Genomic DNA, 14,343 nt, shown 5'->3' on the forward strand with positions numbered 1-14,343 from the left:
AAAAGAAACAAAAAATGCCGGCTGAAAATTTTTCTTTCGAAGCTAGTAGGTTGGCTTTGGCAGTGCAACCCGAAAAATTTGTTAGGCCGGATTTAAGCAGAACGGGGATATCGTGCTATGGCCTAGCTGGTTGGAAATACTAAAGTAATTAAAATACTGATTAATAATAATTATTTGTAAAATAACGTCAATGGTAGCGTAGTCGAAGACCCTTTCAACGCATTAATTAAAGCAATCCATTACGCTTAGCGTGACAGCAAAATGCTTTGTAATATTTGCTATAAAAATTTAAACAGGCTCTAAAGACACCATTTTGTTATGCCCCTAAAAAGTTAGACACTTTCTGGGGGCATTTTTATGATAAAGAAAAAAACAGTTTTGAATTTCTTCTTTTCTGTAAAATCCCGAAAATTTATTAGCTTTGTCACATTCCTGGTGAACAATCTTTTTAATGTTTAGGAATTATGACAGCATATATCTACATATAATCCCCTTCACAAATCGCCATATAGGCAATAATTTACTATAATTTGTTTTTTATTTGATTGACTGCCTCAAGGGCTGTTCAATTTGTTATTGTATAACATTTTATTTTCCAAAGAAGGGGTATATCCGGATCAAGGACGAATTGAGACCCACATTCAAGTTAAAGGAAATTAAATGAAAGTCCGATGGACACACATGAATTGCCGTGCAGGATTAGAAGCGCACGGCAGAAAAAGCGGTTGGTAAAAACAGACCGCGACAAACAATTAATCAGGCTGAGTAAAAGAAGATCGGAGCTTTGGATACAAAGACGGGCACTGCCGATGGTACCTCTTGAAAAGCCCTATCAAAGAGGCTGGAAAAGGTATTTTGTACTCCGTGCAGATATTGCATTTAGCCTAAGAGCTGAATTTTATACCACATTGCTGGCTAAGATCAACACAGTTGAATACCACCACGATAAAACATTTAAACGAAAAAAACGCCGTAAAGGAAGGTATGGATATGAAATCAAAAAGCAATCGCTGCGCGAACTCACGCCATATTTATGGGAAAGCAGCAGTTTAGGCCTTACCGAAGAGGAAAAATCGTGTTTTAGCCAGGTTGAAACGTACTGTGTTAGCACACATCAGCAGGAAATCAGGTATGTTTTTACCGAACCGTGGCGGTATAGGTTAAAAATTGCACCCAATATGGTTACACACAAAAAAATATTGGATACAGACCTTGTAAGGGAGCTGGATCTTATTAACAGCCACATTAAACGCAATAATTTGGGAGGACGCATGCATTCGTTAACCAATGGACGAAAGTATAACTATTGGCGATATTACCAGGCTTTTGTCAAGTACAGTAAGGTTAAAAAGATCCCGAAATACAGATCCAGGGAAATGTATTTGGAGTTAGATTTTTAAAATTTTATCAATAAGTAAAACAAAACTCAAACTTATTTGTCTTTTAATTTCATTAGTTTGTTTGGTTTAGTTTTATTGGTGGATGCGAATAAAACAAAATAATTAGCCTCATAGAAATATGGGGCTTTCTCATTTATATACCAATAGCCCGCTAATAATATTGATGGCAGTAATACTGATCAATGTTGCCTATCAGAAGCCTGATTTCCTTCCTTTAAAACTTAGAACTGATTGTAGAACTTCAATACTCTTATGGCAATGATGTGTTGAATATGACCCATCACTCGGGTGAAGACAGGCAGGTGCAGGCCAATAGCTTTGCCAGCGTATTAAATGCCTGGACTCCTCAGAATCAAAACACCCCGATTGCTGCAATCAGGGATCAATCTGCTGGGTATGTAACCAATGTAGATACCCACTGGTTAGAAGACGGTTCTTTCATCCGTGGAAAAAACCTTTTGCTGGGTTATACTTTTGATAAGACACTTGTCGAAAAATTACGCTTAAACAGGCTTCGTGTTTATGCTTCTGTTCAGAATTTCTTCCTGGCAACCAGGTATACCGGTAACGACCCTGAGGTAACTACTTATGGAAATGCATTTGCACAAGGTCAGACATTTTTCGATTATCCAAAGCCAACTACTTTCATGGTAGGACTAAACATTGGATTATAACATTAACTAAAGAAAGGATATCAACATGAAAATAAACATAAAAAATATCGCTGCTTTGTTGTTGCTCAGCGTCGCTATAATAGGGAACTCAGGATGTAAGAAGTTTTTAGATGAAACAGATCCAACCAATCTTTCGCCCGGTAATTTTTATACTTTACCAGAACACGCTGAAGCGGGTATTGCTGCGGTTTATGCAGAGATCAGGTTTATTGGAAACGGGGCTGGTATTTATTCCAACAACTGGCAGATGTTTGATGCGCCAACCGGCATACAATCTACCGGAACCGCACAAAACTCCGATCTGAACAATTTATATTCACTCATTTATGATGGTACAAACCTGCATGTTAACCAGAACTGGAATGGATTTTATAAAGTAATTGCACAAGCCAACCTGGTTTTGGATAAAGTTCCGGGCATTAACCCAATGGACAATGCACAGAAAAAAAGGATTTTGGGAGAGCCTGCTTTCATCAGGGCCTGGGCCTATTTTTACCTGGTACGTTTATGGGGCGATGTGCCTTTAATCACTAAACCGATTACCAGCCCTAACGACCCTAATTTTTCTCCTTCCCGTACACCACAGGAACAGGTTTACAAGCTCATTGTTGACGATCTGGTGGCTGCAGAAGCGGCCGGTTTGCCTTTTATGGATGCCAGTGGACGTGTTTCTACAGCAGCAATTAAATCAGAACTGGCAAAAGTATATTTAACCATGGCCGGGCAACCCCTTAACAAAGGAACTGCTTATTATAAATTAGCTGCAGATAAGGCTAAAGAGGTAATCGATTATTCAACCGGTAATCCGTCATCACTTGGTTTGTTTACTGATTATGGAGCCCTGCATGATGCGAAGAATGACAATAAAGTGGAGCATTTATTCGGGATCCAGTACAATGATGCTGCCGGAGCTGGTAACCCCCTGCAGTCATCTTATTTACCTTTGCACCAGCCATTGGTTTCTAAAATTGACGGGATTGGAACGGCTATTCCAACGGCCAGTTTTTATAGCTCGTATGAGGCAGGAGATTTAAGGGCTAAAAACAGAGAAGGTTATTTCTTTACCGACTATTATACCGATGGATTTAAAATGCCGCTGGTTAACCGCGGTAAACCTTATATTTTTAAACACTTTGATCTGATTGCAAACGGAACACTAGGCGTAGAGGGAAACAGCAGGAGCGATCTGAATATTCCACAGATTCGTTATGCCGAAACCTTGTTAATTTATGCTGAAGCACAAAACAGGGCAGATGGTAGTCCGAATGTTGCTGCCTATGCTGCGGTGAATGCAGTACGAAAAAGAGCACAACTGGCTGATCTTGCAGGTTTGAACCAGACACAGTTTGAAGAAGCCGTTTGGAGGGAGCGCTGGCACGAGCTGTGTTACGAAGGTGTTACCTGGTTTGATATGGTCCGCTTGCGTAAAGTGTACAACGAAACCACTAACAGCTTTGATAATTTTGTTGGCCACATTAATAAAAGTGTAAACCAGCCTTTGCAAACCAAACATTTATTGTTCCCGATTCCTACTCCTGAAATCAAAAACAATCCTAAACTGATTCCAAATCCAGGTTATTAAACAACAGTATTTTATTGTTCTAATGGTTGCTGTCACACCGACCATCAATAATTTTTAACAAAAACGGGTGTTCAATATTTGGATACCCGTTTTTTCATTGTCGACACCTGATCTGTAGCGCAGTGAAAGCCACGAAATAAACCGGATCTTAAGCGAGAGAGGCCGTCATTGCGAGGAGGAACGACGAAGCAATCTTACAACTATGGGTTATAGCGACCGTATAAAGATTGCTTCATCCAATGAAGAATTGGATTCGCATCCGATTGCTATCGAATGGAATGTAGTGGAATGGAGAAATCTTTGAACTGTTTTAAAAGATCTCTCCACTGCGGTCGAGATGACGATATTTCGAGGACTTTTATCGGCTTAAAATCTCCTTTCATTCATATTGATTTTTGTGAAATAAATTAACCCTGCCATTGACAATATCCATAAGAAAGATTTGTTCAATGCGCGGTAACCATCACTCCAATATTTTTCAGTCTATAATAATCAAGAATTTTACCGCCTTTAAGCAAGGTATGTATGTGTTTTAAGGCGATTCGTAAATTGCATTAAAAAAATAACGTGCAAAAGGGCTTTTTTAATTTATTAGGCTTATTTTTGCGGCAAATTATTGAACCACACAGGAGATTAATGAATCTCTGTGAACCTCAACAATCATTAGAAAAGCTAATATTTTATCAATGACAAACGACAAAAAAGAAATATTCGAAAGCGTAGCGCAACGTTTAAAAATTGAAGGTTTTAATGTAGTAAACCGCGATGAAACCCGTCCCTGGGGTGGTTTCTTTGTAATAGATGAAGCGCAGGCGCAACAATTTGCCGATACCTATTTTGATGGATTAAATGTTGAAGACCTTAAAATTGGCGGTAAATTAAGTCCTAAAATTTTAATCGTTGCACCAAATACACGTCTTTCGTGGCAATATCACCACCGCAGAGCTGAAATCTGGCAAGTGGTTACCGGTACCGTTGGTATCAAAACCAGCCAAACTGACGAGGAAGGTGAAGTGAAAAAATACGCACCAAAAGACCAGATTAAATTACAACAAGGCGAACGCCACCGTTTAATCGGTTTAGAAGACTGGGGTGTTGTTGCAGAAATATGGCAACATACCGATGCTTCAAACCCATCAGATGAAAGCGATATCGTACGTGTTCAAGACGATTTCGGTAGATAATAAATAATTTAAAAAAGAAGAGCTTGTACCATAAAGACAATTTCAACTCAAACGCTGTCATGTTGAACTTGTCGAAATACCTTAAAACGTATTTAAAGAGGTCTTTCGACAAGCTCAGGATAACAATTTATATTTGTGGTACAAATTATTCTTTTATCTAAACGCTTAATTTAAAGCGTTTTTCTACACAATTAAAACTAAACGCCCTCAAGCTACGTTTATAAAGCATACACCCTATACATGATCATCCTTATTTTTTTTCTTTGCCATTGGTTTTTATCCCTGTTTAGCCAAACCTTTTTCCTTCACCGTTACTCTTCTCACAAGATGTTTAAAATGGAGCTTTTTTGGGAGCGGTTTTTCTACCTGATATTGCTGATTTCGCAAGGTTCATCATTTTTAAACCCCAGGGCTTATGCCATCCTGCACCGGATGCACCATGCCTATAGTGATACGGAGAAAGATCCACATTCGCCACATTTTTTTAAGGATGTTTTCGGGATGATGATTGCAACGAAGAACATGTATATGAATTATCTGCAATATAAAATACAGCCGGAACCAGCTTTCCAGGGGAATTATCCCGAATGGCCGGTTGTTGATAAGATTGGAAATTCATGGGGATGGAGAATTGCATGTGGGCTGTTTTATATTGGTTTTTATATTGCTTTTGCCAACCACTGGTGGCTGTTTATCTTATTGCCGATCCACTTTTTAATGGGACCGCTACATGGAGCAATTGTAAACTGGTGTGGTCATAAATATGGTTATTCTAACCATGATAATGATGACCATAGCAAAAACTCTTTACCCTGGGATTTTTTGTTGATGGGTGAGCTTTTTCAGAACAACCACCATAAAAAACCAAATAGTCCTAACTTTGCTACCAAATGGTGGGAATTTGATCCAACCTATCCGGTAATGAAAGTATTGCACTGGATGAAGATTATTAAAATTAGAAAAGTTTAAAGTTTTAAGGCCAAAGACTAAAGACCAAAGCAGTAAGAATTCGGGTTCTCGCGTCGATTTCTCCCGTCCTGCCCATGGTCTGTGTCTCCACAGACCATCATTTAATGCTTTTTATTAGCCTGCACAAATAGGTTTTTTGCAACGGATTAATGCAGATTTAATAGATTTCCTTTTCTGCACTGTTTTGTGTTAACTAAACCTGACAGCAGCGAAAATCCTTTTTGTTCGCAGTACCTTACCTATACTGTCATGCTGAGGTACGAAGCATCTGCAGCCTATGAAACGGGTACCTGAGTCTCAGCATAACAGTACCTCAAAAAGATTGAAGCGAATGGCAGGGCTATCGTAACCGATAAAAACAGGACCCTGCTTTTCAGATAAAAACGCATTCGTTTCCCGAAATCCCGCCCATGGTCCCATCATTTAATGCTTTTCATTTAGCCTGAACAAATAGTTTTTTTGCCACGGAAACACGAAGTATATACTCATTCCGTCATTTCGACCGCAGCGGAGAAATCTATTCATTTAAATATTCGCTAAACTTCATCCGATAGCTATCAGATCGAAATGACCATGCTCCTGATCAAATCCTTTTTGCCTATCTTACCGTATATATGATAAATTGAGAAACGGTGTAGAATGGATTCAGAAGCATATTTTTCCAGGCTCGCTTTTACCTTCGGTAGCCGCAATAAACAAAGCAATAAATGAAACCGGCGATTTAACCATGGTGGATTTAAAAGATATGGGTTTGGATTATGCCCGTACACTTCATTTATGGTTTATCGCATTCAATAAAAACCTGAATAAAGTAAAAGCCCTCGGCTTTGATGAGACCTTTATCCGCAAGTGGAATTATTACCTGAACTATTGCGAAGCAGCTTTTGCCATGCGGAATATTAATGTGATGCAAATGGTTTATTCAAGACCAAATAATATTTCGAGGTAAAACGTGTAATGTAAAGATGAGGTGGATGATGGGTAAAATTTCCATTATCCATTTCCAATAGTTAACCGATTTAGACAATTAACCAGTGAACTGTTTATATTCTCTGTCATCTATAATTCCTTTTACCGGTAAAAGTATAGTGTTTGCCGGATAATGAATAGAGTTGGTGTAAAAAGTATAGCGTATTATTGTAACAAAATGCAACTTACGTAGACTAATTACAAAAGACCTACTCTTAAAATGAAAAAACTTTTACTATTAACCTTTATCCTTGGAATATTTTTTAATGCACATGCCCAGTTTCCCGGCGGATTTGGTGGAGGGCCAAAAAAATCTGCCGTTACCGGACGTATTACTGCCACTATACTAGATTCATTAACTAAAAAGCCAATTGATTACGCAACGGTGTCTTTAATTAATGTAAAAGACAACAAATCTGTAAATGGTGGCGTAACCGACGAAAAGGGAAAACTAAGTTTACAGAACGTTTCCCCTAATTCATACAAATTGATGATTGGTTTTATGGGCTACAAAACAAAATCTGTTTTGGTTACCACCACGCCATCAAAACCCGATAATAATATGGGTACAATTTATATTTCATCAAGCGAAAATACACTGGCCGATGTTCAGGTTCAGGGAACGAAAGCCATTATCGAAAATAAAATTGACAGGATGGTGTATAACGCAGAGGCTGATGGAACAAATGCCGGCGGCGACGCTACTGATGTAATGCGTAAAGTACCAATGCTTTCAGTTGACCCTACAGGAAATATTCAACTTCGTGGCGGTGCTGTTCGTGTTTTAATTAATGGTAAACCTTCAGGAACAATGGCCAGTAGTGTTGCTGATGCATTAAAGATGATTCCGGCAGAGCAAATTAAAACAGTTGAAGTTATTACCAGTCCCTCTGCAAAATATGATGCGGAAGGGTCAGGAGGTATTATTAACATCATCACCAAAAAATCAAATGCTCAGGGAGTGAGTGGTTCAGTTAATGCTGCAGCAGGAACTCGCCAGAATAATGGTTCTTTTAATTTAACGGCAAAAACAGGCCGCCTGAGTGTGAATACAAGTTTGGGTACAAATTTAGCTTATGCTCAAAAATCACAAACTGAATTTATCACCAATACAACTTACCTGGATGGTACAACAAATAATATTTCGCAAAGTGGATTTTCTAAATGGAGCCGTAACGGATATAATGGTAGTGTAGGTTTGGATTACGATTTTAATGCTTATAACAATATTAGTACGACCGCAAAGTTTAATAGTTTTTCTAACGGAGGCCCAAGTGAAACAAATTATATAATTAATAATGTGGCAGCATCTAATATTGGAGATATGGATATGACTTTCAGGAATTTAGACTGGAATGTTGATTACCGTAAAACCAGTAAAAAAGAAGGAGAAGAATTCTCTGTATCGGCACAATTATCTAGTGGCAGAACACCGACAAGTTTCAGTAATTTGCTTACTTCGGCTGCATTCCCATCGGGTTTGCAAACGATAAGTAATAATAACGGTAAAAATAATGAATATACCTTTCAAACAGATTATACTTACCCGTTTAACAAGAAAACAACTTTAGAAGTTGGTGCCAAAGCAATTTTACGCGATATACAAAGTCAGTTTGATAATACTGCTCAAGATTTTGAATATAACCAAAATGTGGGTGCAGCTTACGGCGTAATCAGTTTTGATTTAACTAAAAAATTAAAATTTAAAGGTGGAGTTAGAGCTGAGTATACCCGGATAGATTTTAATACACAAAGCAGTGGTATTCAGAAAAATGATTATTTGAACTTATTTCCAAGTGCAATTATTTCGCAAAATTTAAAAGGTGGTGCTACGATAAAACTAAGCTACAACCGTCGCGTACAAAGACCGTCGCAATCTTATTTAAATCCTTTCCGTAACGAAAGCGACCAGTTTAATATTATGCAAGGTAATCCACAATTAAACCCTGAGCTGAGTGATAATTTAGAGTTAGGATATAATACTTTTATCAAAGGGTCGATAATTAATGCCTCAATTTTTTACCGTCGCACAGTCGGCGTAATTGAGAATTCGATTTCACCAATTACCGAAAATGGTGTAAACAAGACGTTAACTTCTTACATAAATGTTGGTACTGCTCCCGTTTATGGATTTAATGTTTTTGCATCGTACAATCTTAAGCCAAAATGGACTTTAATGACCAACTTTTCAGGAAACACCTATTCTGTAACTAATAACGAAACCAATGTTAATACGGGTACTTTCTTTAACTTCAACTGGTTCGTACGCTCAGCATATGGGTTTGGTAAAGGTTATAACTTTGAGTTGTTTAACGTAATAACTTCTAAAAGACGTACCTACCAAGGTGTTACAGACCCATTTTATATCTATGGTGGCTCATTCAAAAAAGAAATACTTAAGAAAAAAGGAAGTATTGGATTAGGGGTTTTAAATCCTTTTACAAAAGACCTTCACATCAAAACTGTTAATAATGCTGTTAATCAAAGAGGTACAATTTATCAAAGTCAAAATATTTATTACCCATTGCGTAACTACACAATAAACTTTAGTTACACTTTTGGTAAACTTAAATTTACAGAGAAGAAAAAAATCAAAAACGACGATGTGAAGCAAGATCAGCAACAAGGAGGTGGAATGGGCGGTGGCGTTCAGCAGTAAAACCCAATTTAATATACAGTTTAAGCCTTTCCGATTTCTTTCGGAAGGGCTTTTTTCTTTTATGTCCCTATTCCCTTTCTTAGAAGCATTAAAACTGCGCTAACCAATTTTTAAATAATAATATTTCTGGATAATTAAGCTTGTGAGGTAGTTTATGCGTTTTTTGTTGATGTTTTTTGCGCTATTTTGCAGGTTGAAGGCTGTTTGTGTAAAATTTTGCACGAAATACAGTCGTATTGGTCATGTTTTGTGCGTGTTCTTGGTGTTAAAAATGTTATATTGCATATAACTAAAATTTCCTAAACTAAACAATTGTGATATGAGAAAAATCTTTACCTCACTTTTTTTTCTTTTTACTTTACTGACAGGCCTATCCACAATGGCACAGGTAAAAACCATAACAGGAAAAATAACCGCTGTTGATGATGGAGGTCCATTACCCGGAGCAAGTGTAAAAATCAAAGGCAGTACAACCGGTACTTCTACCGATTCGAATGGGAGCTTTACCATTCAGGTGCCATCAACTAATGCTGTACTGGTCATCAGCCTTATTGGCTATAAAACACAGGAAATTACGGTTGGCAGTAAAACCACAGTTAATGTAGGGCTGGCTTCTGATGCACAGGAACTGCAGGAAGTAAACATTTCAACTGCATTAGGGATTACCCGACAGGCTAAATCTTTAGGTTATGCAGCGCAATCTGTAAAATCTGAAGACCTGAATTATAATCACCAGCCTAACTTGCTCAATGCATTACAAGGTAAAATTGCAGGTGCTACAATTTCAAGTACGGGCGGTGGTCCCGGTCAGGGAGCAAGTATCCGGATCAGGGGAGTTAACTCTATTGATCCTAACATTTCCGGCGATCCTTTATATGTAATAGATGGAGTGCAGATTGATAACTCTACCTCTACTGTTGGGGCTAATCCTGATGGAACCGCTTATGGTTCGAGAGGGGTAACCAATAGGGCTTCAGATATTAATCCGGAGGATATTGAAACCATCAATATTTTAAAAGGAGGTGCTGCTACCGCGCTTTATGGATTAAGAGGTGCAAATGGCGTTGTGGTAATTACTACTAAAAGAGGCAAGCAGAATGGGGTAAGCGTCAACTTCAACAGTAGTTATGGTTTTGATGAAGTATTGAAATCGCCGGATGTACAAACAGAATATACCCAGGGCGTGCTGGGCGCTTATACCAACCCTCCAGGCGGAATTGGACCTGCATGGGGCCCAACCATTGCCGAAGCAAAACTGATCGATCCAACCCACCCTGATCAATTGTTCAATAACTACGACCGTGCTTTTGGTACAGGTCAGCAGGTTAAAAATTCAATTTCGGTTGCCGGAGGAAGTGAAGCAATTAAATTTTTCTCTTCCATTTCACAGTTGTACCAAAAAGGGATGATGCCAAATACCGATAATAAAAACTTCTCTGGACGTTTAAATACAGACTTTACCATCAGTCCAAAATTTAAGGCCGCTGTAAATATGAATTTCACCAATTCTGGAGGGTATACTTACAGTGCAGACCGTTTTGGCGAAAGTTTGGCTTATTGGTCGCCGCGTTATGATGTAGCAGATTATCAGAATGCAGACGGTTCGCAAAAATACTTCGGAACCAATAATCCAATCTGGGGTACAGCAAACAACAGGCTTAAAGGCGATGTTAACCGGTTTATTGGTGGAGCAAGCCTGAGTTATGATCCTGCCAAATGGCTTAATTTTTCTTACCGTTTAGGGGTAGATACGTATAATGATAACCGTGTGCGCACTGCCCGCGGACCAATGTATGCTACTGAAGCCATGTATGATAATGCCCAGGGTTTTTATGGAGAATACAATACTAAGTTTAGAACCATTAACAGCACTTTTGTTGCCACACTTACTTCTAAACTAACAGATGATATTACCGGGACTTTAAGGCTTGGACAAGAGCTTTACGACCGCAAATCGAAAGAAATTGGTACTTTGGGCAGTATTCTTGGTGTGTACAATTTCTTTAATTTAGCAAATGCTGGTGTACTTACCCCAACACAAAACCTGAGACAAAAAAGACTCATCGGTTATTTTGGGGAAGCGACTTTTGATTACAAAAATTACCTTTTCTTAACCATAACCGGGAGAAATGACATCACTTCTACGTTGCCAAAAGCGAGCAGATCATTTTTCTATCCTTCAGCAAGTTTAAGTTATGTATTTTCCGATCAGTTTAAGTTACCAACTGTCATTAATCAGGCCAAGTTGCGTTTGTCTTATGCAAGGATAGGAAAGGATGCATCCGAGTATTCTACATTTACCGGATACTCGCCTTATACCCAGTTGCCAACCGGAACAGGTGGTTTAACCATTGCGCCAAATCTTGGCAATCCCGGTCTTCGTCCTGAGTTTACCAATACCTACGAGGCTGGTTTAGAGATGTCGTTCTTTAAAAACCGTTTAGGTTTTGATTTTACATACTATTATTCATTAAGCAAAGATCAGATCATCCAAACGCAGGTATCTTCGGCAGTAGGTTATGTAACCAAATCAATCAATGCCGGCGATATCAGGAACAGGGGAGTTGAGTTGGTATTAAACGGTAAACCAATTGTATCAAAAGATTTCAGGTGGGATGTAAATGTTAATTTTTCGGCCAACAGAAACATGGTACTGAGTATGCCTAATGGCATATCGGAAATTGTTTACGGTGCCGCCAGAGGTTATGGCAATGCCGGAGTAACGATGAAACTGATCCAAGGACAGCCTTATGGCAATATTTATGGTAGTTATTTTAACCGTTATTATGGCAGTACGCCGGAAGATCCGATTGTACTGGATAAAAATCTTCCTTTACTGATTGGAGCAAACGGATTCCCGAGCATTTCAGGTGGCAAGCAAAAATTACTGGGTAATTCGCAGCCAAACTATATCATCGGTATGGGCAATACTTTCAAATACAAAAATTTCAGTTTAAATGTATTGTTTGATGCGCGTTTAGGATTTGAGAAATACAACTGGTTAGAAGATTTTTATTCGGCCTTCGGATTGCCTGATTATACTGCTGACAGAAGGTCGTATAAGGTATTTGATGGTGTATTAGCCAATGGAACACCAAACACCAAACCGGTATGGCTGGGACAGAATACCGTAGATGGTGTTAATTATGGAGAAGGTTATTACCGCATCTATTACCGGAACGTTTCTGAACCTTTTGTAAGCGATGCCTCATGGGTACGTTTACGTTCTGCAAGTTTAACGTATAATTTACCTGAGAACTGGTTGCCGGCTAAATCAATCAAAAATGCTTCACTGTCCGTTACCGGAAATAATTTATGGTTGTGGACGAAATATTATGGTGTAGATCCGGAATCGAGTTCTTTCGATTCGGGTAGTAATAATGACGGCTCTGCCGGATTTACCTATCCATCTGCCCGTACAATTATGTTTACTCTTAATGTTGGTTTTTAAATAGAATTACGATGCAAAAAATTATAAAATATACATGGTGCGCAGCTTTAATTGCAACACTAGGTTTGCAGAGTTGTAAAGACGATTATTTAGATAAATTGTCTGATAATCCGAATCAGGTTCCCGTGCCAACACTCAATGCATTGTTGGCTACATCAACTTACAAAATCGGAAATAACAATTACCTTATCGGAAGTATTGTTGCTCCATATGTGCAATATACCGCCAGTCCTTCAGCTAACGCCGCTGGTGATACCTATCAGGCCATTGATTTTAGCACTACCTGGGATGCACTTTATTTTGCCATGGCCGATGCTAACGAAATGAAAAAACTAGCAGTTGTTCAAGGCTCAAGCGAATATAAAGGTGTGGCAGATGTGATTATTGCCTATAACCTTACCCTGGTAAATGATTTATGGGGAGACGCGCCGTTTTCGCAAGCTTTTGATATCAACAACCTTAAGCCAAAATACGACAAACAACAGGAGGTATATAACCAAGCCATCGTACTATTGGATGAAGCCATTGCTGAACTTGCCAAAACCAATGCAACAGTTAAACTGGCCCCTACAAGCGATTTAATTTATGGAAAAACTCCTGCCACCGAAAGGGCAAACTGGTTAAAAATGGCTTATGCTTTAAAAGCCAGATTATTGAACAAAATAAGTAAAACCAGTTCTTATAATCCCACAGCAGTATTGGCAGCGCTGAGTAATTCCTTTACCACAAATGCAGACGATGCCGGCATGGCTACTTTTAAGGAGCGTAATCCGTGGGCGAATGTGGCACTATCCAATTCGCAGCAGTCGCTGGGTGGATGGCTTTCTGAGCAATTTATTGATGCGCTAAAAGGTACAACTTTTCCAGGTGCAGAAGATCCACGTTTAGAAAAAATTACCGACAAAACGGTGAATAACACTTACATCGGAACTGTAAATGGGGCAGGTAACCGGTTGCCTGGTGCAAACACCACAAAAGATGAATCTTATATCTCAAGTAACTCTCCATGGACCAGCAATACTGCTCCAATACTTATCGTTACTTATGCTGAACTGAAATTTATCGAAGCTGAAGCTTATTTCGATACCGATAAAACGAAAGCCTACGCCGCTTATCTGGCTGGTATTAGCGCCAATATGGATAAATTAACGGTTTCGACTACTGCAAGAGATGCTTATCTGGCCAATCCGGTAGTTAATGTTGGTGCCGCGGCCTTAACAAAAGACTTGATTTTTAAAGAAAAATATATCGCAACCTATTTAAATCCTGAAGCCTGGAATGATGCGCGCAGATATGATTATAAATATAAAGATTTCACGCTTCCTGTAAATGCTGTCTTAACCGATTTTATCCGCCGTTTGGATTATCCTCAGGGTGAACGCAGTAAAAACGGGACAAATGTTCCTGCAGATGTGGAAAGAACAACCAAACTGTGGTGGGATCAGTAACATGCTT

Annotated in this window: 9 protein-coding genes; all 9 read left to right on the forward strand. The window is 38.8% G+C overall.

Going from position 1 to position 14,343, the window contains the following annotated elements:
• Positions 1–671: 671 nt before the first annotated feature.
• The 9 genes from BCL90_RS01420 (at position 672) to BCL90_RS01460 (ending at position 14,336) form a co-directional block, all read left to right on the forward strand.
• A complete protein-coding gene (locus BCL90_RS01420; protein ID WP_121282182.1) occupies positions 672–1,400 on the forward strand; it encodes a hypothetical protein in 729 nt (242 codons plus the stop codon).
• Positions 1,401–1,672: 272 nt separating this feature from the next.
• Entirely contained in the window at positions 1,673–2,074 is a 402-nt protein-coding gene (locus BCL90_RS01425; protein ID WP_121282183.1) for a hypothetical protein, read from the forward strand.
• Between the two features lie 25 nt (positions 2,075–2,099).
• On the forward strand, positions 2,100–3,656 hold the full coding sequence (locus BCL90_RS01430; RefSeq protein WP_121282184.1) for a RagB/SusD family nutrient uptake outer membrane protein: 1,557 nt from the start codon (positions 2,100–2,102) through the stop codon (positions 3,654–3,656).
• 686 nt (positions 3,657–4,342) lie between these two features.
• On the forward strand, positions 4,343–4,840 hold the full coding sequence (locus tag BCL90_RS01435; RefSeq protein WP_025142534.1) for a cupin domain-containing protein: 498 nt from the start codon (positions 4,343–4,345) through the stop codon (positions 4,838–4,840).
• Positions 4,841–5,080: 240 nt separating this feature from the next.
• Positions 5,081–5,809: an acyl-CoA desaturase gene (locus tag BCL90_RS01440; protein ID WP_121282185.1), complete on the forward strand. Its 729-nt coding sequence runs from the start codon at positions 5,081–5,083 to the stop codon at positions 5,807–5,809.
• Between the two features lie 622 nt (positions 5,810–6,431).
• Positions 6,432–6,758 (forward strand): class I SAM-dependent methyltransferase, encoded by a 327-nt coding sequence (locus BCL90_RS01445; RefSeq protein ID WP_244095026.1) that lies wholly within the window; start codon positions 6,432–6,434, stop codon positions 6,756–6,758.
• 240 nt (positions 6,759–6,998) lie between these two features.
• Positions 6,999–9,437, forward strand: coding sequence for a TonB-dependent receptor domain-containing protein (locus BCL90_RS01450; protein WP_121282186.1), 2,439 nt, complete (start codon positions 6,999–7,001; stop codon positions 9,435–9,437).
• A 319-nt stretch (positions 9,438–9,756) separates the two neighbouring features.
• Positions 9,757–12,888 (forward strand): SusC/RagA family TonB-linked outer membrane protein, encoded by a 3,132-nt coding sequence (locus BCL90_RS01455; protein ID WP_121282187.1) that lies wholly within the window; start codon positions 9,757–9,759, stop codon positions 12,886–12,888.
• Positions 12,889–12,899: 11 nt separating this feature from the next.
• Entirely contained in the window at positions 12,900–14,336 is a 1,437-nt protein-coding gene (locus tag BCL90_RS01460; protein WP_121282188.1) for a SusD/RagB family nutrient-binding outer membrane lipoprotein, read from the forward strand.
• Positions 14,337–14,343 lie beyond the last annotated feature (7 nt).

The sequence above is a fragment of the Pedobacter alluvionis genome, assembly GCF_003664035.1.
GTDB classification, from domain to species: domain Bacteria; phylum Bacteroidota; class Bacteroidia; order Sphingobacteriales; family Sphingobacteriaceae; genus Pedobacter; species Pedobacter alluvionis.